Origin of the sequence: Pseudomonas sp. YeP6b (genome assembly GCF_025642995.1) — a bacterium.
In the GTDB taxonomy this organism is placed as follows: Bacteria; Pseudomonadota; Gammaproteobacteria; order Pseudomonadales; family Pseudomonadaceae; genus Aquipseudomonas.
Map to the genome: position 1 here is coordinate 541,738 of NZ_CP080090.1, position 21,562 is coordinate 563,299.

Consider the following 21,562-nt stretch of genomic DNA (forward strand, 5'->3'; position numbering starts at 1 on the left):
AATTTAAATCTAAGCCTGGCAGGGTGTGTCCTAGGGCGCTTAAACCAACTTCAAGGCGAAAACCCCTGCGTCCGGCGTGCGCCCCAACGTGCCGTAGTCTTCTACTTTGCCATTGAGCACTGCGGCAACGTGGTCGTTTTGGGCTATGACCCCGGCCGCGCCATTGGCCAGCTCCCGTGCAGTCGCCTGCTCGACATGGTTTTGCAGGCCCAGGCGCTTAAAGCCGTTTATGGCAGGTTGAGAGTGGTTCAGAGCGCCCAAGGCATCGCCGAAACTGCCACCGTTTTCCTCCTGTTCCCGCTTGGCGCTGACCGCATACATGAAGTTGGCATCTTTGAGCATCTCTTTGTTATCGCCTTTGAACCCTGATTTCTGGGCGGCTTCATCGAGTTCTGCTTTGCTCACATGGTAGATTTTGTCAGAGTCTTTCATTTTGACGTCAAAGCCGTCGCCGCTTTCTTCTACCGATTCGTATACTTCTTTGGGGCCACCCTCTTTTTGCATGGCTGCCTTTATCGCACCGACGGTTACACAATTCTCCGTGCCCCCTTCTTGTCGAAATCCATCCACAAGTTCCGTCTCGCTATAGGGGCCACGTTTTTTGGGCACGTCACCCGCTTGGCCGCTGTATGAAGCCTGCCCGCCTTGCTGTGCATTGCTCTGGCCTGCCCCACTCGCACGCTTCGCCGAGTTATCGTAGTTAATGGCATTAGGGCTGGAGCCCGGGTTGTTGGCGTTTGAGGTCTGCGCCTGCGGCTGAGCTTTGTTCTGATCCGAACCACTCAAAATTGCCGCGAGTTTGCTCATAAAAGAGCTGATTAGGTCCCAGGCTTCCGGCGAGGCCGGGTTCGTGTTCCCAGCATTCGCTGCACTGAAGGCTGAGTTGGGTGCCGGGCTATTATCGCTACCAAAGTTAATCTGAGATCCCTGTTGGGCGCGTGGCACGTTCGGGGCGGAATCCTGCGTGCCTGGCTGGGGAGCGTGGGGCGAGTAACTAGCGAACAGGTTTCTGAGTTGGGAGCCGATGTTCATGGGGTTTTCCAATTAAGAGCGATCTCCCAGCACCAGGGAGCATTTCGCGCGCGTTATCGAATGTGTATCGACGTGCTCTCAAGCTCGCCGTGTTGAACCCTTGGTGGTTCATGGCGGGTTTGGGTTCCAGGCGAGTGTGCGAATAAATACCCTTCGCCAGTAGGCCGAAGACGGGGCTGACGCCCTTCGGAGCGAACGCTGCGCACACTGACAATCGCGGGCAAAACCATGCCTTCGATGAATATTTTTCATGCCTGAAAAGCATTGGAAAACAACCCCTTCACCACAGGCCGCGCCGGCCGTGGCTTTGGCATATCAGGAGGTTTCGTTTATTCAATTTAGATCTATGTATAACTTTAAAGATTACTTTAAGAGATAAGCGTCTGGCCCCGATGATTCAGCCCTCGACGGCCGCTTTGGCAGGCCTGTCGGTTTTTTTGTTTCAAAACCGTAGGGAGTGAATCAATGGGCAATGTCCAGACCGCCGCCAGTGCACCAGAGGCGCAGTGGCGCCAGGCACCGGGTGGTGAGTTGGTCGACCTTGGCCGGCCGCACCGCGCACCACTAGGGCAGTTGAGTTTGCAGAAGACCCCGAAGCGCTTCTCGAGCCGTCGCGAAGGGATTCTGCTGGGCTTGCTGGTGTTGGCCTTGCACGGCGCGGTGATCTACTGGGTGAGCCAGAAGCCCACGCCGGTGCTGCCGATTGTGCCGCCGGAAATCCCGCCGATGACCATCGAATTTTCCCAGCCGGCGCCGCCGGTGGTTGAACCGCCCCCACTTGTTCCGCCCCCACCGCCCCCACCGCCCGTGGTCGAGCCTCCGCCGCCGGTTGTGGATGAATTGGCCGCCAAACCGGCGCCGCCAAAACCGATTCCAAAACCTAAACCCAAGCCGGTACCGAAGCCCGAGCCCAAGCCCGCACCGAAACCGGTCGAGCAGCCACCCGCGCCACCGAAGCCAGCGCCACCTGCACCGCCCGCGCCCGCCGCACCGCCGTCGCCGGCACCGGTTACACCGGCCTCGGCCAACGCCGCGTACCTGAAGAACCCGGCGCCTGAATACCCGTCACTGGCCCAGCGCCGCGGTTGGGAAGGCACGGTGTTGTTGCGGGTGCATGTGTTGGCCAGCGGCAAGCCGGGTGAGATCCAGATCCAGAAAAGCAGCGGCCGCCAGCAACTCGATGACGCCGCACTGACCGCCGTGAAGCGTTGGAGCTTCGTGCCGGCCAAGCAGGGCGATGTGGCCCAGGACGGCTGGGTCAGCGTTCCGATCGATTTCAAGATTCACTAACTATTCGGCAGCGGTGTGTTGGACACGCCGCGACCTGCACAGAGGGAAAACATCATGGCATTAGCATCTCCACTTGAATCCATCGAAAGCACGGTGATCTGGCTGCTGGTGGCCTTTTCGGTCGCCACCTGGGGCTTCGCCTTGCTCAAGGGCCTGCAGTTCGGTCGCCTCAAGGCCCAGGATCGCAAATTCCACAAACAGTTTTGGGCGGCGTCGAGTCTCGACTCTGCCGCTGAACTGGCCGAAACCCAACCCGGCGCCGCAGCCCGTGTGGCCCAGGCCGGTTATGCCGCGATCCAGGTCGGTGACGCGCCACACGCTGCAGATTTGAGTCAGGCGATCAACCACCAGGACCGCCTCGAACGCGCCCTGCGCCAGCAGATCGTGCGTGAACGCCGCTCCCTGGAAACCGGCCTGGCCGTGGTCGCCAGTATCGGCAGCACCTCGCCGTTTATCGGCCTGTTCGGCACCGTGTGGGGGATCATGGAAGCGCTGAAGGGCATCAGCGCCGCCGGTTCCGCCAGCCTGGAAACTGTAGCCGGGCCGATTGGTGCGGCGCTGGTCGCCACCGGCGTAGGTATCGCCGTCGCGGTACCGGCGGTGCTGGTCTACAACTACTTCCTGCGGCGCCTGAAGCTGACGGCGGCTGACCTTGATGACTTTGCCCACGACTTCTACAGCCTGGCGCAGAAGAATTCCTTCCGCGTGCTGCTGCACCCTGCGCTGACCAAAAACGCGGCGGGCAACCCGCAAAAAGTGAAGGAGGCGTCCTGAGATGGCCTTCTCCACGCAAGACAGTGATGAGGTGCTGAGCGAGATCAACGTCACACCGCTGGTGGACGTGATGCTGGTGCTGCTGGTGGTGTTTATCGTCACCGCGCCGTTGCTGACCAACGCGATTCCGATCAACCTGCCCAAGACCGAAGCGGTCGCGCCGGTTGAGCAAAAGGACCCGCTGGTGGTGAGCATCGACGGCGCCGGCAAACTGTTTATCAACAAGGACGAAATCCAGCCGGACCTGCTGGAGTTCAACCTGCAGGCGGCCAAGGCCAAGGACCCCGATGTGCGGGTGCAACTGCAGGCTGACGATGGCGTTAACTATGGCGAAGTGGCGCGAGCCATGGCGTCTATCGAGCGTGCGGGCATTACCAAGCTGTCGGTGATTACTGCTCGTTAGTTTCAAAAGCCTCGACAAGTTTTTGGCCGTTTTCCTTGGCAGGGTGCGGCCTTTTTTTTGCCTGGGATTTACCTGGTATCCCAATTTCCAATGTGTAACCCGGTCAATGTGGGAGCTGGCTTGCCTGCGATAGCGGTTTATCAGCCAACATCTCTGTCGCTGAAAGATCGCTATCGCAGGCAAGCCAGCCCCCACGTTTTGAATGTCGGTAGTTTTGATATTTTGGTTATTAATAAATAGCTTCTTATTCCTTAACGAATATAACCCTCGTCCCTATACTGGTCAGCAACGTTAAACGCTGCAGGAGGGCACACCCATGCACAGCGAGTCGATTCGTTATCTGATCGTGCCGGGCTGGCAAGGATCGCCAGAAGATCATTGGCAAAGTCATTGGCAGAACAGCCTGCCCAACAGCGCGCGGGTGGAGCAGGCCGATTGGCTGACGCCGCGACGCGAAGACTGGGTGGCTGCACTGGCCGAGGCCATCGCCGCCGACAGCACCCCCGTCATCCTGATCGCCCATAGCCTGGGTTGCATCACCGTCGCCCATTGGGCGGCCACCGCTCCTGTGCATTTTTTGCGTCAAGTGCGCGGCGCCTTGCTGGTGGCGCCGGCGGATGTCGAGCGCCCTGCCTGTTCACCGGCCCTGCGCAACTTTGCGCCGATACCCAGCGACCTGCTGCCGTTTCCCAGCCAAGTGGTCAGCTCCGATAACGACAGCGCCGTCAGCGCCCCTCGGGCTCTGGAACTGGCGCGCAATTGGGGCGCGGAGGCCGGGATTTTGTCCGGTGCCGGGCATATCAATGTGAAGTCCGGCCACCAGCGCTGGGAGCAGGGTTTCGCCTACCTCTATCGCCTGCAAAACCGCCTCGAGCATCACGCCCGGCGCAGTGCCTAAATTCTTTTCAACGCCCCGTCCCTGAGTGGATTTGGGGCGGGAGCCTGCCATGAGTCATGAAACCTTCGGTCAGCCACTGCTGACCTTCCCCGACGCCGAAAAGAGCCCGCTGAGCATCCGTGCCAAAGCACTGGTGTTTGTCGACCCGCGCTCGCGCCAACTGCGTGAAGACCTGGAAAGCCTGGCGCCGCGCGCCTTGCCCGTGTTGATTCGCGGCGAGACCGGTAGCGGTAAAGAGCTGCTGGCGCGGCATATCCACCGTGGCAGCGACCGCAGCGGGCTGTTTGTCTCGGTCAATTGCGGCGCGATCAGCCCTACTTACGCCGACGCCGAACTGTTTGGCTACGCCGCAGGCAGCCACAGCGGTGCGGCCAGCAGCCGCGCCGGCTGGTTTGGCTCGGCCAACGGCGGCACTTTGTACCTGGATGAGATCGGCGACTTGCCGCTGCCGATCCAGGTGAAATTGCTCGCCGCCCTGGAAAATCACGAAGTCACCCGCGTCGGCGCCCACCAGCCAAGCCCGGTGGATGTGCGCTTAGTCGCCGCTACCAGCATCGACCTGGCCCAGGCCGTGGCGGCGGGAAAGTTTCATGAGCGCCTGTTCCACTACTTGAGCGAAGGCCGGCTGGACTTGCCGGCGTTGCGCGAGCGCGTCGGCGACATCCTGCCCCTGGCGGAATACTTCCTGGGCATCTACAGCCAGCGCCTGGACCTGCCGGTGCCGCTGATCAGCGACGCCGCCCAGCGCGTGCTGGAGCACCACAGCTGGCCGGGCAATACCCGCGAGCTGGAAAACGTTATTCACTTTGCGTTGCTGGTCAGCAGTGGCGATGAAATTTTGCCCGAGCATCTGAATCTGCCGGCGGCGGGTTCGCCGCTTGCGCAAGTGCAGCAGATTTTCGCCAGTGCCAGCCCGGCTGAGCAGCAGACCCTGCTCAGCTTTCTAAATGAACAGCAGCTACATGAACAAAATGGAATATCAAAGTGAATAAAAGATATTGTTCGGGAATAAAAAATCTAGGTATTGTCCATTCCACGCCGCGATAGCACTTCGCTGGCACACCATAAAAACGGTCGTCAGAGACGCCCCGGAATTTCGATAAGGACACTGCATGAAAAAGGTTCTGTTGTTTACCGCTCTGGCGGCTGCCCTGACTGCAAGCTTCGCCCAGGCCAACGAGAAACTGGTGGTTGCCGCCACTCCGATCCCGCACGCCGAGATCCTTGAGCTGGTCAAACCGACCCTGGCCAAAGAAGGCGTGGACCTTGAGATCAAAGTCTTCACTGACTATGTACAGCCCAACACACAGGTTGCCGAGAAACGCTTGGACGCTAACTACTTCCAAACCCTGCCGTACCTGGAAACCTTCAACAAGGGCAAGGGCACCAACCTGGTCACGGTCATCGGTGTGCACGTTGAGCCCATCGGTGGTTACTCGAAGAAGATCAAGAATATTTCCGAACTCAAAGATGGCGCCACCGTGGCCATTCCGAACGAAGGCTCCAACAATGGCCGTGCCCTGTTGCTGCTGCAAAAGAACGGCCTGATTACGCTCAAAGACCCGACTAATCCCCTGTCCACGACGAAAGACATCGCCAGCAACCCGAAAAACCTCAAATTCAAAGAGTTGGAATCGGCCTTGCTGCCACGCGTGCTGGACCAGGTTGACCTGGACGTGATCAATACCAACTACGCCCTGGAAGCCGGCCTGAACCCAGCCAAAGACGCGCTGATCATCGAAGACGCCAAGTCGCCGTACGTGAACTTCCTGGTGGCACGCCCGGATAACAAGAACAGCGACGCTATCCAGAAGCTGGCCAAGGCCCTGACCAGCCCTGAAGTCAAAGCCTTCATTGAGAAGAAGTACAGCGGCGCGGTAGTGCCTGCGTTCTGATGTAAACAAAACCCCCTTCAAGGTTTCAACGCCGACGGCTTGCATAGCGTCGGCGTTTTTTTGATCGTTCCCACGCTCCGCGTGGGAGTGCCTGCTGTGACGCTTCGCGTCACAATGTTAGAAGCGGACGCAGAGCGTCCTGGGCAGCATTCCCACGCAGAGCGTGGGAATGATCAGGGGCTATGCGGCCCGGCTATTGATCGCCCTGCGCAACGCCACCAACCACTTCACCAGCTCCTGCGGATCAATCGGTTTCGCCTCGTTCATCTCTCATTCCCTCGATTCGGCTTTCCCTCGACCCAAGACCATAGCCGCCCCCGGTCAAACCCGCGAATCCGGCGGTTATCTTTTTGCGTGATATCAATATGCTATTTCGGTATTTAAATTTTACTTTTTATACCTTTAAAGTTCGCGCTACCCGACGTTACCCACGCCGGAACAGACTGCGCTCGCCGCATTACCCTTGCGGCGTTATGGACTCACGATGACCTTCGATTTCGCTTTTATCCTCAGCACCTTGCCGGCGTTTCTCAACGCCGTGGGGGTGACGCTGCAAGTGGGCCTGATCGCTATTGCCACCTCCTTGCTGGTGGCGTTGATCAACGCCGCGCTGCTGGTGTTTCGCACGCCGTACCTGTCGCGCCTGGTGGCGCTGTATGTGGAGCTGGCGCGTAACACGCCGCTGCTGATCCAACTGTTCTTCGTGTATTTCGCCTTGCCGGCTCTGGGTTTGAATATTTCCGGGTTCTGGGCGGCGATCATCACCATGACCTTCCTCGGCGGCGCCTACCTCACCGAAGTGCTGCGCGCCGGTGTGGAAGCGGTGCCGCTGGCGCAGATCGAGTCGGGCAAGTCCATCGGCCTGTCCGACTGGCAACTGCTGCGCCATGTGATTTTGCCCCAGGCCGGCATCCTCAGCCTGCCGGCGCTGTTCGCCAATTTCATTTTCCTGCTCAAGGAGACCACGGTGGTGTCGGCCGTGGCGGTGCCGGAGATTCTCTACACCACCAAGAGCTACATCGCGCTCTACTACAAGACTTACGAAATGCTCGCCGTGCTGACGCTGATTTGCGTGTTGTTGTTCTTGCCGCTGTCGCTGCTGCTCAGCCGCCTGGAAAGGAGGCTCCAGCATGGCCAGTTCGGGTCTTGAGTTGTTGTGGGTGTCGTTGCCGCAACTGGGCAAGGGCGCTGCGCAAACGCTGTCGATTTCGTTTTTAAGCATCGCCTTCAGTACGGTCGGCGGCGTGTTGTATGGCGTGCTGCGCACGTTGAACAACACACTGATCAACGCGGTGCTGCGGGTTTACCTGGAGCTGTTTCGCGCGATCCCGGTGCTGGTGTGGTTGTACCTGCTGTTTTTCGGCCTGCCGATTTTCTTCGGCTTGAGCATTCCGAGCTTCTGGTGCGCGGTGCTGGTGCTGTCGCTGTGGGGCGCCAGCGAGGTGGGCGAAGTGGTCCGTGGTGCGCTGCATTCGCTGCCGCGTGGTCAGCGCGAAGCGGGGTTGTCGATTGGGTTGTCCGATCCGCAGCTGTACGGCTACGTGCTGCTGCCCCAAGCCCTCAAACGCCTGACGCCGCCAACCATCAACGTCTACACGCGCATCATTAAGACCAGCTCCCTTGCGGTGCTGATCGGCGTGGTGGACGTGATCAAGGTCGGCCAGCAAATCATCGAGCGCACCTATGAGTCGGTGCTGATCTACGGCGTGCTGTTCCTGTTTTTCTTCTTTATCTGCTACCCGTTGTCGGCCGCCTCCAAGGTGCTGGAACGGCGCTGGGCCCAAGCATGAGCGCATTGATCGAGTTTCAGGGTTTCAACAAATTCTTCGGCGAGCAGCAGGTGCTCAAGGGCATCGACCTGAGCGTGAAAAGCGGCGAAGTGGTGGTGATCCTCGGCCCCAGTGGCTGCGGCAAAAGCACCTTGCTGCGCTGCCTCAACGGCTTGGAAGTGGCGCACAGCGGCAGCCTGCGGTTTGCCGGTAAGGAGCTGTTGGACAAGCACACCGACTGGCGCCAAGTGCGCCAGGACGTGGGCATGGTGTTCCAGAGCTACCACCTGTTCCCGCACATGAGCGTGCTCGACAACATCCTGCTCGGCCCGCTGAAAGTGCAGAAGCGCGACCCGCGTGAAGCCCGCGACCAGGCGGAAAAACTGCTGGAACGCGTAGGCCTGGCCGACAAGCGCGACGCCTTCCCGCGTCAGCTGTCTGGCGGCCAGCAACAACGCATCGCCATCGTCCGTTCACTGTGCATGAACCCGCAAGTGATGCTGTTTGACGAAGTCACCGCCGCCCTCGACCCGGAGATGGTCAAGGAAGTGCTGGAGGTGATCCAGGGCCTGGCCCGCGATGGCATGACCTTGCTGATCGTCACTCACGAAATGGCCTTCGCCCGCGCCGTCGCCGACCGCGTGGTGTTTATGGAGGCCGGTCGCATCCTCGAACACAACACCCCCGAAGAATTCTTTATGAACCCGCAAACCGCACGCGCGCAGCAGTTCCTGGAGAAGTTCTCCTTTGTGTCAACACTGCCCAAGAAAACCAAGGAATTGGAGCTGATATGAAAAAGTTACTGCTGCCACTGTTTGCCGTCGCCTTGCTGGCCGGCTGCGATAAGAAGGCCGAAGAGCCCGCCAAACCAGCGGCTGCTGCCGCCAGCTACATCGACAAGATCAAGGCGCGCGACAAGCTGATCGTCGGCGTATTCACCGACAAACCGCCGTTCGGCTTTGTGAATGAAGCCGGTCGCTACGTGGGTTTTGATACCGACATCGGCCGCCAATTCGCCAAAGACCTGCTGGGCGACGAGAACAAAGTTGAATTCGTTGCCGTGGAGCCGGCCAGCCGTATTCCGTTCCTGCAGAGCGACAAGGTTGACCTTATCCTCGCCAACATGACCGTGACGCCGGAACGCAAGGAGGCGGTGGACTTCACCAACCCCAACCTGAAAGTCGCGGTACAGGCCTTGGTGCCGCAGGACAGCTCGGTGAAAAGCCTGAATGACCTGGCCACTCGCACCATCATCGTCACCACCGGCACCACGGCGGATATCTGGCTGACCAAGAACCACCCGGACTGGAAGCTGCTCAAGTTCGAGAAAAACTCCGAGTCGCTGCAAGCGCTGTCGGCCGGCCGTGGTGATGCGTATGCGCAAGACAACCTGGTGCTGTTCAGCTGGGCCAAGCAGAACCCTGGCTACCGGGTGCTGGAAGAGAAGCTCGGTGATGAAGCGCCGATTGCACCGGCGGTGAAGAAGGGCAACATCGAACTGCGCGACTGGGTGAATGCCGAGTTAGCTAAGTTGGGTGAGGAGAAGTTCTTGCTCAAGCTGTATGACCAATATGTGCGTAAAGAGCTGAGCGATGACACCCAGCCTGAGAGCGTGATTGTTGAAGGTGGTAAGTGGCAGGGCTGATGATCGTTCCCACGCTCTGCGTGGGCATGCAGCTTTGGACGCTCCGCGTCCGCTTTTAAAGTCGTGATGCGCAGCGCCACAGGAGGCGTTCCCACGCAGAGCGTGGGGACGCTCTTCAAAATCAAAATGTGGGAGCGGGCTTGCCCGCGATGAGGCCTGTGCAGGCGCCGACTATTGCGGCCAATGCCACGCCGGTGCATCCAAAATCCCTTGCCCCACTATCCGCGTCTCTCCCATCACCTTCTCCAACACAATCGAATTGCACCCTTCATCCTGCTGTAACGCCGCAATCAAACGGCTGGCATGCGACACGACCCATACCTGGCAGTGGTTCGATGTCTGGATAATCAAGCGCGCCAACGCTGGCAGCAAGTCCGGGTGCAGGCTGGTTTCCGGCTCGTTCAGCACCATCATGGTCGGCGGCCTGGGCGTCAGCAGCGCCGCGATCAGAAGCAGGTAACGCAAGGTGCCGTCCGACAACTCCGCCGCTGATAACGGCCGCAGCAAACCTTCCTGATAAAACTCAATTGCAAAGCGCCCGCCCTGCAACGGCTGGATATTCAAGCGTGCGCCGGGGAACGCATCGCTCACCGCGCGCTGCAACGCCTCGGGGTCGCCAATCTCGCGAATGGTCTGCAATGCCGCTGCCAGGTCGCGCCCGTCGTGGTGCAACACCGGCGTGCGCGTGCCCAATTGTGGCTGGCGGACGGGCGCCTCTACATCGCTGCGAAAGTGATCATAAAAGCGCCAGCCACGAATGCTTTCGCGCAGCAGCAACACCTCCGGCGAGCCGCGCAGGTTGCCGACCTGATCGAACAGGCTGTGATAGTTGGGCGTGTGCTGGGCCAATACATCCCAGGCGCGCCCCTCACGGGCCCGCACCATAGGGCCGGAGCGCTGCACCAACAGGCTGGCAGGGCGATAGATATGGCCGGCCCAGATACATTCCTTCTTCACTTCCGGGTCCAGGGAGAAACACGACGCGCCAGGTTCCGGCAACCCCAAGGAAATGGCATAGCTGAAATCATCCCCCGCAAACCCCAGGCGCAGGCGTTTTACCCCTTGGCGCACAACCGCCTCCACCGGCACTTCGCCGTTGTGCATGCGCCGGCTGATGGTTTCCGGCCCGGCCCAGAAGGTCGAGTCCAGCCCGCCTTCACGGGCCAGCGCGTTGATCACGCTGCCTTGGGCGGTTTCGGCTAGCAGGCGCAAGGCGCGGTACAAGTTGGACTTGCCGCTGCCATTGGGGCCGGTGACCAGGTTCAGCCGGTCCAGCGGCACCACCAATTTATTGATCGAGCGATAATTGGCGATTGCGAGGGTTTTGAGCATAGGTATTCAGTCGGCGTGGGAACCATTGGAGTATGGGAGCCTCCATGCAGATAAGGAACCCTGATCTAAGCTCACAGTCGCATACACACTGGCACATCGCGTCACGCAAAGGAGCCTGCATGGGCGGTCGCATTTCGATAGTTGTACTCAGCCTTGGCTTGTTGGCGCTGTTGAGCGGCTGCGGCCAGGAAAAGGCCGAACCCAAGGCCCATTCGCGGGTGTTTGTGCAGACGGTGCAGCCGGCGGATTTTGCTGCGGCGGTCACGCTGACCGGCGATATCCAGGCACGTGTGCAAACCGATTTGTCCTTTCGCGTGGGCGGCAAGATCATCCAACGCATGGTCGACGTGGGCGACCGCGTGACCGCCAAGCAAGTGCTGGCCAAGCTCGACCCCAAGGATTTGCAGACCAATGTCGATTCCGCCCAGGCCCAGGTCGTGGCCGAACAGGCGCGCGTCAAGCAAACCGCCGCCGCCTTTGTGCGTCAGGAAAAACTGCTGCCCAAGGGCTACACCAGCCGCAGCGAATACGACGCCGCTCAAGCCGCGCTGCGCAGCAGCCAAAGCGCCCTGGCCGCCGCGCAAGCGCAGTTGGCCAATGCCCGCGAACAACTGGGCTACACCTCGCTGATCGCCGATGCCCCCGGGGTGATTACGGCGCGACAGGCTGAAGTCGGCCAAGTGGTGCAGGCCACCGTGCCGATTTTCAGCCTGGCGACCGATGGCGAGCGTGATGCGGTGTTCGATGTCTATGAGTCGCTGCTGGTAGAGCCGCCGGCAGATGCGCCGATCACCGTCAGCCTGTTGGATAACCCGAGCATCAAGGCCGTGGGTAAGGTCCGTGAAGTCACGCCGGCGGTGGCGGCCAATACCGGCACCGTGCAAGTCAAAATCGCCCTGCAATCCCTGCCCAAAGGCATGCACTTAGGTTCTGTGGTCAGTGCCACCGCGAATGGCCCGGCCAAGGCCAGCATCGAGCTGCCGTGGTCGGCCTTGACCAAAGACCTTAACGAACCCGCTGTGTGGCTGATCGACGGTGACGGCAAGGCGCAACTGCACAAGGTCAGCGTGGCGCGTTACCTCACCGGCAACGTGATCATTGGCGACGGCCTCAAAGGCGGCGAAAAGGTCGTGGTGGCCGGTGGGCAATTGCTGCACCCCGGCATGCTTGTCGAGATCGCCCAGCCGCCTGACAACGCCCAGGCCCAAGGAGTGCAGCCATGAAACACCTGACGGCTGTACTCGCCGCCAGCCTGTTGCTGGTGGCCTGCTCCAAGGAAGAACCTGCGCCTGAACCTGTGCGCCCGGTGTTGTCGATGCAAGTGAAGGCCGAAGACCAGGAAAACCTTGGCCGCTTCGCTGGGACTATCCAGGCCCGCTACGAAAGCAACCTGGGCTTTCGCGTGCCCGGCCGTATCGCCCGCCGCACGGTCGATGTGGGCGCCGAAGTGGAGAAGGGCGCCGTGCTCGCCGTGCTCGACCCCACCGACCAGCAGAACCAATTGCGCGCCGCCCAAGGCGACCTCGCCCGTGTGCAGGCGCAGTTCATCAATGCCCAAGCTAACGCCCGCCGTCAGCAGGAATTATTCAACCGTGGCGTCGGCGCCCAGGCGCAGTTGGATGTGGCCCAGACCGACCTGAAAACCACCCAGGCCACCCTCGATCAGGCCAAGGCTTCGGTCAACCAGGCCAAGGACCAGCTCAACTACGCCCAACTGCGCACCGACCACGCCGGCATCGTCACCGCCTGGAATGCCGAGGCGGGCCAGGTGGTCAGCGCCGGCCAGCAAGTGGTGACCCTGGCGCGTCCGGATATCAAGGAAGCGGTGATCGACCTGCCGGCGGGCCTCGCCGAGCGCCTGCCCACCGATGTGGTGTTTCTGGTCGCCGGGCAACTCGACCCGAACGTGCACACCACCGCCATCGTGCGTGAGATCGAACCCCAGGCGCAAAGCGCCACGCGCACCCGCCGCGCACGCCTGACCCTGGCCGAGACACCGCCGGCCTTTCGCCTTGGCACCGCCATCAGCGTGACCTTGAGTTCTGCCATCGCGCCGCGTATCGAACTGCCGCTGAGCGCCTTGCAGGAAGTCGACGGTAAGACCCGCATCTGGCTGCTCGACACCCAAAGCCAGACCGTGCAGCCGCGCGACGTCACGGTGGTCAGCCGCGACGCCGACAGTGCCTTGCTCAACGGTGGCGTCAACCCCGGCGAACGCATCGTCACTGCCGGCGTGAACAGCCTGAAACCCGGGCAAAAAGTCAAAATCGACGAGGACAGCCCGCGATGAAAGGGAGCTTCAACTTATCTGACTGGGCCCTCAAGCATCAGTCCTTCGTCTGGTACCTGATGTTCGTCGCGCTGCTGATGGGCGTGTTTTCCTACATGAACCTCGGGCGCGAAGAAGACCCTTCGTTCACCATCAAAACCATGGTGATCCAGACCCGCTGGCCGGGCGCGACCCAGGAAGAAACCCTCAAGCAAGTCACCGACCGCATCGAGAAAAAACTCGAAGAACTCGACTCCCTCGACTACGTGAAAAGCTACACGCGGCCGGGTGAGTCCACGGTGTTTGTGTTCCTCAAGGACACCACCAGCGCTAAGGCCATTCCGGAGATCTGGTACCAGGTTCGCAAGAAGATCGACGATATTCGCGGCACTTTCCCCCAGGGTTTGCAGGGGCCGTCGTTCAACGATGAGTTCGGTGACGTGTTCGGCTCGGTGTACGCCTTTACCGGCGACGGCCTTTCTATGCGCCAGCTGCGTGACTATGTGGAGCAGGTGCGCGCCGAGATCCGTGCGGTGCCGGGGCTGGGCAAGGTCGAGATGATCGGCCAGCAGGACGAAGTGATTTACCTGAACTTCTCCACGCGCAAACTGGCGGCATTGGGGATTGATCAGCGCCAGGTTGTGCAAAGCCTGCAATCGCAAAACGCGGTCACCCCCGCCGGGGTGATCGAGGCGGGGCCGGAGCGAATTTCCGTGCGCACCTCGGGCCAGTTCGCCTCGGAGAAGGACTTGGCGGACGTTAACCTGCGGCTCAATGATCGTTTCTACCGTTTGGCGGATATCGCCGAGATCAGCCGTGGCTATGTTGACCCGGCGCGGCCGATGTTCCGCTTTAACGGCCAGCCGGCGATCGGCTTGGCCATTGCGATGCAGAAGGGCGGCAATATCCAGTCCTTCGGCAAGGCCCTGCACACGCGCATGGACGAACTGACCGCCGACCTGCCGGTGGGCGTCGGCGTGCACAAAGTCTCCGATCAGGCGGAAGTGGTGGAAGAGGCCGTCGGCGGCTTCACCAGCGCGCTGTTTGAAGCGGTGATCATCGTGCTGGTGGTGAGTTTTATCAGCCTCGGCATGCGTGCCGGGCTGGTGGTGGCGTGCTCGATTCCGTTGGTTTTGGCGCTGGTGTTCGTGTTCATGGAATACAGCGGCATCACCATGCAGCGGGTATCGCTGGGTGCCTTGATCATTGCGCTTGGCCTGTTGGTGGACGACGCGATGATCACCGTGGAAATGATGATCACGCGCCTGGAAAAAGGCGAAACCAAGGAGCAGGCGGCGACCTACGCCTACACCTCCACGGCGTTCCCGATGCTCACCGGTACGCTGGTGACCGTGGCCGGTTTCGTGCCCATCGGCCTCAATGCCAGTTCGGCGGGCGAGTACACCTTCACCCTGTTTGCGGTGATTGCCGTGGCCATGCTGGTGTCGTGGGTGGTGGCGGTGCTGTTTGCGCCGGTGATTGGCGTGCATATCCTCAGTGCCAACGTGAAACCGCATAATGCCGAACCGGGGCGTATCGGCCGTGCCTTCAATGGCGGCATGCTTTGGGCCATGCGCCACCGCTGGTGGGCCATCGGTATCACCGTGGGGCTGTTTGTGGCCTCGGTGTTTTCCATGCAGTTTGTGCAGAACCAGTTTTTCCCCTCGTCGGACCGCCCGGAAATTCTCGTTGACCTGAACCTGCCGCAAAACGCCTCGATCAACGAGACCCGCAAGGCTGTCGACCGCCTCGAAGCGATCATCAAGGACGACCCGGACATTGCGCGTTGGAGCACCTACATCGGCCAGGGCGCGATTCGTTTCTATCTGCCCCTCGACCAGCAATTGGAAAACCCCTACTACGCGCAGCTGGTGATCGTCAGCAAAGGCCTGGAAGAGCGCGGCGCGTTGATTGCGCGCCTGCAAAAACGCCTGCGTGATGACTTTGTCGGCATCGGCAGTTATGTGCAGCCACTGGAAATGGGCCCGCCGGTAGGGCGGCCGATCCAGTACCGCGTGTCCGGTAAAGACACCGATCAGGTGCGCAAACACGCCATTGAACTGGCGACCTTGCTGGATAAAAATACTCACCTGGGCGAGATCATCTACGACTGGAACGAGCCGGGCAAAGTGCTGCGGGTCGACATCGCCCAAGACAAGGCGCGGCAATTGGGGCTGTCGTCGGAAGACGTGGCGCAACTGATGAACAGTGTGGTCAGCGGTGCCTCGGTGACCCAGGTGCACGACGATATTTACCTGATCAACGTGGTGGGGCGCGCCGAAGACGCCGAACGCGGCACCCCGGAAACCTTGCAGAACCTGCAGATCGTCACGCCCAACGGCACCTCGATTCCGTTGCTGGCTTTCGCCACCGTGCGGTATGAGCTGGAGCAGCCGCTGGTATGGCGCCGTGATCGCAAGCCGACCATCACCATCAAGGCTTCGGTGCGCGATGAGATGCAGCCGACCGACCTGGTCAAACAACTCAAGCCCGAGATCGATAAGTTCAGCGCCGGCCTGCCGGTGGGCTACACCGTCGCCACTGGCGGCACCGTCGAAGAAAGTGGCAAGGCCCAAGGCCCTATCGCCAAAGTGGTGCCGCTGATGCTGTTCTTGATGGCCACCTTCCTGATGATCCAGCTGCACAGCGTGCAGAAGATGTTCCTGGTGGCGAGTGTCGCGCCGCTTGGGCTGATCGGCGTGGTGCTGGCGCTGATCCCCACGGGCACGCCCATGGGTTTTGTGGCGATCCTCGGCATCTTGGCGCTGATCGGCATCATCATCCGTAACTCGGTGATTCTGGTGACGCAGATCGATGCATATGAGCGCGACGGCTATACGCCGTGGGATGCGGTGGTGGAAGCCACCGAGCACCGGCGTCGGCCGATCCTACTGACCGCAGCGGCGGCCAGCCTCGGCATGATCCCGATTGCGCGTGAAGTGTTCTGGGGGCCGATGGCCTACGCGATGATTGGCGGGATCATCATCGCCACCTTGCTGACGCTGCTGTTTTTGCCCGCGCTTTACGTGGCGTGGTACAAGATTCGCGAGCCGAAAAAACAACAGGCCTGACCATCCGTGCCTTCCTGCAAGGATGTAGGAAGACTCTTGGAAACACTTTCCCTACAGCGCGCCTGGCGTTAACTGTTTTACCCTCCGGGCCTGATCTTGTTTGGAAGGCCTGCGTCATGCGCCGTTTAGTCCTGGTTTTTAGCCTGTTGCTGTCTCCTCAACTCTTTGCCGCCACCGTGCTGGAAAATGCGCAGTGGCGCGTCGAACTCGACCCCGCCACGTTAGCGCTGCGCGTTACGCCCTCAGGCGAAACCTCGGTGCAAGCCTCCAGCGGTGTGGCCGCGCACGCCGTCGCCGAGATGCAGGCCAATGCCGAACAGGCCACTTGGCAATGGGACAACGGCAGCTATCACCTGACCGCTCGCCTTGAGCAGCGCGACCTTGCCCTGACCATCAGTGCACGCGAGCCGGGTGAGTTAGCCCTTTTGCGCCAACCCGCCGAGGCCATGGGCAAAGGCTTGATCTGGCCCTTGGCCGAAGGGCATTACGTTCCCGCTGATAACCCTGTATGGAAGGCGTTTTTGCTGGAACAGGGCGAGGTCAATTCCACGCAGGACCTCAGCCTGCCGTTATGGGGCGTGGATCATGGGCGCTTCACGCTTAACTGGTTGCTCACCAATCCCTATAACAACCATCTGCAATGGCAAGCAGACGGTGGCGGGCTGGCGCTTTCAGTGGCGCATGAGTTCACCCGTCTTGAGCCCACCGCACCGATGACCCTGCGCCTGCACCTGGGCGATGCCGACCCGTTGGCCGGGGCCAAGCGCTATCGCGAGTGGCTGGTGGCGCAGGGGCGTTATGAACCGCTGGCGGACAAGCTGCGCCAGACTCCCGAGGCTGAAAAGCTGCTGGGTGCCAGCCATGTCTACCTGTGGGGCAATGACCTGTTAGGGCCGGAGGATGTGCGCGACTGGCCGCTGCTGGTGAAATTGCTGCGCGGCCACGAACTCAAGGGCTTGCTGGACAAAGAGGCCACGCAGGTGCTGACTCAAACCGGCACGTTGGATGGCTATCAAAAGACCGTGCTGCTGCGTGGCCTCAACGCGGCGATCAATAAAAAGGCCCGGCAAACCTGGCAGGCCACCGACGAGCCGGACATGCTCACGCTTGCCGACGGTTATGGTGTGCTTCGCCGTGAACTGGCCACAGCGTTTGCCGGCGCCTTGAGCGACAGCCCCGAGACCTGGGGTAGCACGCTGTCGGCCAAGACCGTCAAAGCGCTGCAAGATGCTGGGCTGAAGCGCCTTTTGCTGACTTTGGGCGAAGGCTGGGAAGGCGGCCTCTGGCACCCCGAAGCGATTCAGTCGGGCGTTAAGGCGGGTTACCTGATGGCGCCGTACGACTCCTATGAAACCGCGTTATCCACCACCGAAAACCCGGATTGGACCACCGCCCACCTGGGCAGCAAGGCCTATCGCGACTGCGCTATCGTGTTGAAAGACGGCAAGCTCAAGACCGGCTTCCAGCAATCCGGTCATTACACCGACCCGCGTTGCGTACGGCCACTGCTGGAAGCGCGGGTGCAGGCAGTGCAAGCCAAGGCCGGTTTCAACGCCTGGTTCCTCGATGTCTACGCCACCAGCATGCTCTTTGACAGCTACCGTGACGGTGCCGAAATGACCCAGGCGCAAAACGCCGAAGGCAATATCGACGCGTCCCGCTGGCTGAATACGGCGCTCAAGCTGCCCGCCGGTTCCGAAGACGGCAACGCCATCACCGCCCAGGGCATTCTGTTCGCCCACGGCATGCAGACGCCGGTGATTGGTTGGGGGGATCGGGAGATGACCAAGGACAAGCAGTCGCCCTATTACGTCGGCAACTGGTACCCGCCTGAGCAACCCACGGTGTTCTTCAAAACGGTGCCGTTGAATGAGCCGTTCCGCACAGTGTATTTCGAGCCGACGATGCGTCTACCGCTGTATCAGGCGGTGTTCCACGGCTCGGTGATTACCACTCACCATTGGCTGTTCGATAGCCTCAAGCTCGGCAATGTGCAGGCTGAGAATGAGTTGACCCAACTGCTGTACAACGTGCCGCCGCTGTATCACCTCAGTGCCGCGACGCTTAAGCAGCGGATACCGTTGATGCAGCGCCAGGATCAGTTTTTCAGGCCGCTGCATGAACGCTTGGCGACTCAGGCGATGACGGGGTTTCGCTGGCTGACGGCAGACAAGCAGGTGCAGGAGACCACGTTTGCCGATGGCACGCGGTTGGTGGCGAATTTCTCGGCTGAAGAAAAACAGGGCTATGCCGGGCGCAGTGTGACGGCAATGGTGGTGGGCGAAAAACCTGTGGTGTATCAGGTGCATTAGCGGTGCCGGTGAGGCCTTCGCGAGCAAGCCCGCCCCCACATTTGGAACGCATTCCCCTGTGGGAGCGGGCTTGCTCGCGAAGACGTCAGGCCGGGCGACGAAAGTCTATGGTTTGCGCCACACACTCGCCAACCAAGGCTGCTGCTCCCGAGGCAGCCCGGCCGGCCGATAGTAATGCTCCAACTCCACAAACCCGGCCGCTGTCAGCAGTGCCCGCCACGCTTGCAGGTCGTGATAAGACCCATACCGCGGTCCATTCCAGCCTTCCTGGTTTTCACCGCGTGGGTTGGAACTGAACAACACACCGCCAGGCTTCAACGCACTGTGCAGTTGCTTGAGAATGCGCGGCAATTCCTGCTTGGGAATATGAAACAACACCGCATTGGCAAACACCCCGTCGAAGCGTTCAGCCGGCAGCTCCAACTTGAGAAAGTCCTGCTGCAACACCTCACAGCCGCTGTCCTCGCGCGCCATTTGCGCAAACCGTTCAGAGCCATCGAGCCCTACGGCGATATGGCCCATGCGTGTAAACGTCTGCAAATCCCGCCCCGGCCCGCAGCCGAAATCCAGCACGGTAAACGGCGCCGTGCCTTGGATGTGTCGCAGCAGGGCGTCGATGTTCTGGCTCACATCGTGATCGCGGGTGCCGTCACGGAAGTCCTCGGCCACATTGTTGTAGTGGCCCAGGGTCGCGGAGGTAATCTGGTTCAGGTCGTCGGGGGCGAGTTTCATGGAGGGGCTTCGAGGTCTGAAGAGACGCTGACTATACGCCATGGCAGGGCTCAAAAAAAACGGAGCGGATAAGTGTTGTACTCCTCCGCTCCGTTGTATTTTGATGGCGTACTCAGCCCACTATCCGATTAATTGCACCAACGTCCAAGCGCCGAACACGTGGTTAGTACGACCGCCTGAAGCAATACCGCCGTTTTGCCAATGGTAAAAAACAGCGGTGGAGGGGTCTGTGGTAGGCCCAAACCAATAATGTTGATTCACCGGCAGTCTGGGGCCATAGACACGCTGCAAATCAGCGACGCCATCCCAGCCTAGTTGCCTGTGACCGGAATTAATGAATCCGAGTGCCACATTGAAATCGGTCCCCGCCTCGCTTGGCACTAAGCGGTATACATTACTGACGTTAACGGGGTACGAGACCATGGTGCCATACTGATCTCTCACATCAATTGTCGTAGAACCCCAGCCATTGCCGATTACCAACCCTTGGGCGTTCACTGATGCAACGCTGGGCTTGCGGGAAGTATAGGTGAGTGTCCCCAAACCACCCGTAGCGACGCGACTACCCGAATTACCGATTGACTCCAATCCTGTTGATTTTGCCCACCACGGTACTTTGATAGACAGCCCACTCAGAGTCATGGGCTCTTGCGCAATCTTAAGTTGGCCTACTATCGTCACTTCTTGAACATCTGACGTCGTTGTTTTGCCCCCCACCGTCACTTGGTAACTTAACTTGCTAAGTTGGCCCGCGCTCTGGTTGATGATTTGCGCACTGATGGGGAATAGCACTGTTCCACCGGTTGTCCCGGTCTGTGGCGCAATGTTGACGACGTTGCCATTTGGAATGCTCCAGATGAGGCGGATTACATCGGCAGGGGACATGCTCCGGTACGTCACCGCCACAGCGGCGCCATTGAGATAGTTCTGTAGCGTGATCGTCTGAGGCCCTGACATGTTGTCGAAGGCCGGCGCCGGATACGTCAATACCGGTGTGCCCAGCACCCGCACCGTGCTGCTGCCCGAGCGCCCAAGCAATACCCCTGTTGGGGTGAACAGCTCGAACGACATGCGAACAAACCCTTCCTCTTTGAAATATTCATTGGGCACCGGCGTTTGATTGCCGGCCCTTTGCGTGTGGGAAAACGGCGCCAAGCGCTTGCTCGTTTGTGTACCGTCAGCCTTGGTCAGGGTCAGCGTCACAACGATCTGGTTGGGTGGGCTGGCGATTGCTATCGAGCGTCGCACTGTCGCCAGCACGCTGAGTGGGAGATTACTTTGGGTGCCCAGGTCCAACAGCGTTGACTCAAGGCCATTGACATAAAACAACGGTGGATCAAACAGCGAGGGGTCCAGGTTGCTGCTCAATAAGTAGGGCAGCGAAAACTTATCGTTCCCCTCCGGGATGTTTCCGGCCACATCTATCACGGTGCAAATGAGCGCTACGGTGCCCGATTGACTGATCCTCTGGAAAACCGCCGACGGAATAAACACTCGATACGGCCCCGCCCCGGCGGCCTCTGCGGCGCTCAAACGGCGTTTGGTGGCGATACCGTCCAAATAGACGAAAATTTCGTCGTTCTCACGGGCGTTCTGATACTTATCAACCAGGGCCCACATTCCGTTTGCTGCTGTGCTTGCATCAATATCCGCGTCTGCCGAAAAACCTTCAGCCACCACGCGCAATCCATCGTGCCCGAAGATGTCCGGCCTACGGTCTATGCCGGCAGGGCGGGTTTTCTTGACCAGATACTTCTCGGTAGTCGAACGACTTCTCTGACCGCTAGCCTTGCGCACCACTTCCCAGTAAACATCGACTAAGCCCTCCTGCAGGCTGGTCGGGAGGAGGTTGTTCAGGAGGACGTTCAAGAAGTACCGCGGTGCCTTGGTGGTAATGCTGCCCTTGCTCAACTCTTTGCCATTACCGTACAGGTAGAATTCGTCACCGATGGTGTCAGCGAACCAAGCCTCGGAGGAGAACTCGGCATAAGGGTCGCTGGCGCGTAGCCCCAAGGCCCATTTAGCTTTTTCAGGGTAATCGAGCTTATCTGGCGGGTCGGTTTTATCAAGCTGGATGCCGAAGGTCGCGGTGGGTGGATCCAGGGATATGTCAACGGTTGAGCCGGTTGGAGTCGTCATC

The 21,562-nt window shown here is 60.1% G+C and carries 18 protein-coding genes; 14 read left to right on the forward strand and 4 right to left on the reverse strand.

Annotated elements, in window-relative coordinates; all coding sequences use genetic code 11:
• Positions 1-39 precede the first annotated feature (39 nt).
• Positions 40-1,032 carry a hypothetical protein gene (locus KZH41_RS02395; RefSeq protein ID WP_263274316.1) on the reverse strand — a complete coding sequence of 331 codons (993 nt, stop codon included), beginning with the start codon at positions 1,030-1,032 and terminating at the stop codon, positions 40-42.
• A 465-nt stretch (positions 1,033-1,497) separates the two neighbouring features.
• Here KZH41_RS02395 and KZH41_RS02400 point away from each other — a divergent pair, with 465 nt between their 5' ends.
• From KZH41_RS02400 to KZH41_RS02445, 10 genes are all read left to right on the forward strand, one after another.
• Entirely contained in the window at positions 1,498-2,322 is an 825-nt protein-coding gene (locus KZH41_RS02400; RefSeq protein WP_263274317.1) for an energy transducer TonB, read from the forward strand.
• 51 nt (positions 2,323-2,373) lie between these two features.
• Complete coding sequence (locus tag KZH41_RS02405) at positions 2,374-3,096, forward strand: MotA/TolQ/ExbB proton channel family protein (protein ID WP_263275077.1); 723 nt, start codon at positions 2,374-2,376, stop codon at positions 3,094-3,096.
• 1 nt (position 3,097) lies between these two features.
• Positions 3,098-3,499, forward strand: a complete 402-nt coding sequence (locus tag KZH41_RS02410) for an ExbD/TolR family protein (protein ID WP_010565408.1) — start codon at positions 3,098-3,100, stop codon at positions 3,497-3,499.
• Positions 3,500-3,815: 316 nt separating this feature from the next.
• Positions 3,816-4,397: an alpha/beta hydrolase gene (locus tag KZH41_RS02415; protein ID WP_094951118.1), complete on the forward strand. Its 582-nt coding sequence runs from the start codon at positions 3,816-3,818 to the stop codon at positions 4,395-4,397.
• Between the two features lie 49 nt (positions 4,398-4,446).
• Positions 4,447-5,385, forward strand: coding sequence for a sigma 54-interacting transcriptional regulator (locus KZH41_RS02420; protein WP_094951119.1), 939 nt, complete (start codon positions 4,447-4,449; stop codon positions 5,383-5,385).
• A 124-nt stretch (positions 5,386-5,509) separates the two neighbouring features.
• A complete protein-coding gene (locus tag KZH41_RS02425) occupies positions 5,510-6,292 on the forward strand; it encodes a MetQ/NlpA family ABC transporter substrate-binding protein (protein ID WP_094951120.1) in 783 nt (260 codons plus the stop codon).
• 484 nt (positions 6,293-6,776) lie between these two features.
• Complete coding sequence (locus KZH41_RS02430) at positions 6,777-7,442, forward strand: amino acid ABC transporter permease (protein ID WP_065941074.1); 666 nt, start codon at positions 6,777-6,779, stop codon at positions 7,440-7,442.
• Positions 7,423-8,082, forward strand: a complete 660-nt coding sequence (locus KZH41_RS02435) for an amino acid ABC transporter permease (protein WP_094951121.1) — start codon at positions 7,423-7,425, stop codon at positions 8,080-8,082. The genes KZH41_RS02430 and KZH41_RS02435 overlap by 20 nt, the downstream gene beginning before the upstream one ends.
• Entirely contained in the window at positions 8,079-8,855 is a 777-nt protein-coding gene (locus KZH41_RS02440; RefSeq protein WP_263274318.1) for an amino acid ABC transporter ATP-binding protein, read from the forward strand. The genes KZH41_RS02435 and KZH41_RS02440 overlap by 4 nt, the downstream gene beginning before the upstream one ends.
• On the forward strand, positions 8,852-9,706 hold the full coding sequence (locus tag KZH41_RS02445; RefSeq protein WP_263274319.1) for a transporter substrate-binding domain-containing protein: 855 nt from the start codon (positions 8,852-8,854) through the stop codon (positions 9,704-9,706). The genes KZH41_RS02440 and KZH41_RS02445 overlap by 4 nt, the downstream gene beginning before the upstream one ends.
• Positions 9,707-9,877: 171 nt before the next feature.
• Here the strand turns inward: KZH41_RS02445 and KZH41_RS02450 are convergent, their stop codons facing one another.
• Entirely contained in the window at positions 9,878-11,038 is a 1,161-nt protein-coding gene (locus tag KZH41_RS02450; protein ID WP_263274320.1) for an AAA family ATPase, read from the reverse strand.
• Between the two features lie 119 nt (positions 11,039-11,157).
• Here KZH41_RS02450 and KZH41_RS02455 point away from each other — a divergent pair, with 119 nt between their 5' ends.
• The 4 genes from KZH41_RS02455 (at position 11,158) to KZH41_RS02470 (ending at position 18,690) form a co-directional block, all read left to right on the forward strand.
• On the forward strand, positions 11,158-12,261 hold the full coding sequence (locus KZH41_RS02455) for an efflux RND transporter periplasmic adaptor subunit (RefSeq protein ID WP_242153885.1): 1,104 nt from the start codon (positions 11,158-11,160) through the stop codon (positions 12,259-12,261).
• Entirely contained in the window at positions 12,258-13,328 is a 1,071-nt protein-coding gene (locus tag KZH41_RS02460) for an efflux RND transporter periplasmic adaptor subunit (RefSeq protein WP_242153887.1), read from the forward strand. Before KZH41_RS02455 ends, KZH41_RS02460 begins: the two co-directional genes overlap by 4 nt.
• Positions 13,325-16,378, forward strand: a complete 3,054-nt coding sequence (locus KZH41_RS02465; RefSeq protein ID WP_094953578.1) for an efflux RND transporter permease subunit — start codon at positions 13,325-13,327, stop codon at positions 16,376-16,378. The genes KZH41_RS02460 and KZH41_RS02465 overlap by 4 nt, the downstream gene beginning before the upstream one ends.
• A gap of 116 nt (positions 16,379-16,494) precedes the next feature.
• On the forward strand, positions 16,495-18,690 hold the full coding sequence (locus tag KZH41_RS02470; protein WP_263274321.1) for a glycoside hydrolase: 2,196 nt from the start codon (positions 16,495-16,497) through the stop codon (positions 18,688-18,690).
• A gap of 105 nt (positions 18,691-18,795) precedes the next feature.
• Here KZH41_RS02470 and KZH41_RS02475 read toward each other — a convergent pair whose 3' ends face one another.
• Positions 18,796-19,422 (reverse strand): class I SAM-dependent methyltransferase, encoded by a 627-nt coding sequence (locus tag KZH41_RS02475; RefSeq protein WP_094953580.1) that lies wholly within the window; start codon positions 19,420-19,422, stop codon positions 18,796-18,798.
• A gap of 120 nt (positions 19,423-19,542) precedes the next feature.
• Positions 19,543-21,561 carry a hypothetical protein gene (locus KZH41_RS02480; RefSeq protein WP_263274322.1) on the reverse strand — a complete coding sequence of 673 codons (2,019 nt, stop codon included), beginning with the start codon at positions 21,559-21,561 and terminating at the stop codon, positions 19,543-19,545.
• Position 21,562 lies beyond the last annotated feature (1 nt).

Bases quoted from the DNA above. Each gene is read 5' to 3' on its own strand.
- KZH41_RS02395 (WP_263274316.1), bottom strand. From the start codon at position 1,032: ATGAACATCGGCTCCCAACTCAGAAACCTGTTCGCTAGTTACTCGCCC.
- KZH41_RS02400 (WP_263274317.1), top strand. From the start codon at position 1,498: ATGGGCAATGTCCAGACCGCCGCCAGTGCACCAGAGGCGCAGTGGCGC.
- KZH41_RS02410 (WP_010565408.1), top strand. From the start codon at position 3,098: ATGGCCTTCTCCACGCAAGACAGTGATGAGGTGCTGAGCGAGATCAAC.
- KZH41_RS02415 (WP_094951118.1), top strand. From the start codon at position 3,816: ATGCACAGCGAGTCGATTCGTTATCTGATCGTGCCGGGCTGGCAAGGA.
- KZH41_RS02420 (WP_094951119.1), top strand. From the start codon at position 4,447: ATGAGTCATGAAACCTTCGGTCAGCCACTGCTGACCTTCCCCGACGCC.
- KZH41_RS02425 (WP_094951120.1), top strand. From the start codon at position 5,510: ATGAAAAAGGTTCTGTTGTTTACCGCTCTGGCGGCTGCCCTGACTGCA.
- KZH41_RS02430 (WP_065941074.1), top strand. From the start codon at position 6,777: ATGACCTTCGATTTCGCTTTTATCCTCAGCACCTTGCCGGCGTTTCTC.
- KZH41_RS02435 (WP_094951121.1), top strand. From the start codon at position 7,423: ATGGCCAGTTCGGGTCTTGAGTTGTTGTGGGTGTCGTTGCCGCAACTG.
- KZH41_RS02440 (WP_263274318.1), top strand. From the start codon at position 8,079: ATGAGCGCATTGATCGAGTTTCAGGGTTTCAACAAATTCTTCGGCGAG.
- KZH41_RS02445 (WP_263274319.1), top strand. From the start codon at position 8,852: ATGAAAAAGTTACTGCTGCCACTGTTTGCCGTCGCCTTGCTGGCCGGC.
- KZH41_RS02450 (WP_263274320.1), bottom strand. From the start codon at position 11,038: ATGCTCAAAACCCTCGCAATCGCCAATTATCGCTCGATCAATAAATTG.
- KZH41_RS02455 (WP_242153885.1), top strand. From the start codon at position 11,158: ATGGGCGGTCGCATTTCGATAGTTGTACTCAGCCTTGGCTTGTTGGCG.
- KZH41_RS02460 (WP_242153887.1), top strand. From the start codon at position 12,258: ATGAAACACCTGACGGCTGTACTCGCCGCCAGCCTGTTGCTGGTGGCC.
- KZH41_RS02465 (WP_094953578.1), top strand. From the start codon at position 13,325: ATGAAAGGGAGCTTCAACTTATCTGACTGGGCCCTCAAGCATCAGTCC.
- KZH41_RS02470 (WP_263274321.1), top strand. From the start codon at position 16,495: ATGCGCCGTTTAGTCCTGGTTTTTAGCCTGTTGCTGTCTCCTCAACTC.
- KZH41_RS02475 (WP_094953580.1), bottom strand. From the start codon at position 19,422: ATGAAACTCGCCCCCGACGACCTGAACCAGATTACCTCCGCGACCCTG.
- KZH41_RS02480 (WP_263274322.1), bottom strand. From the start codon at position 21,561: ATGACGACTCCAACCGGCTCAACCGTTGACATATCCCTGGATCCACCC.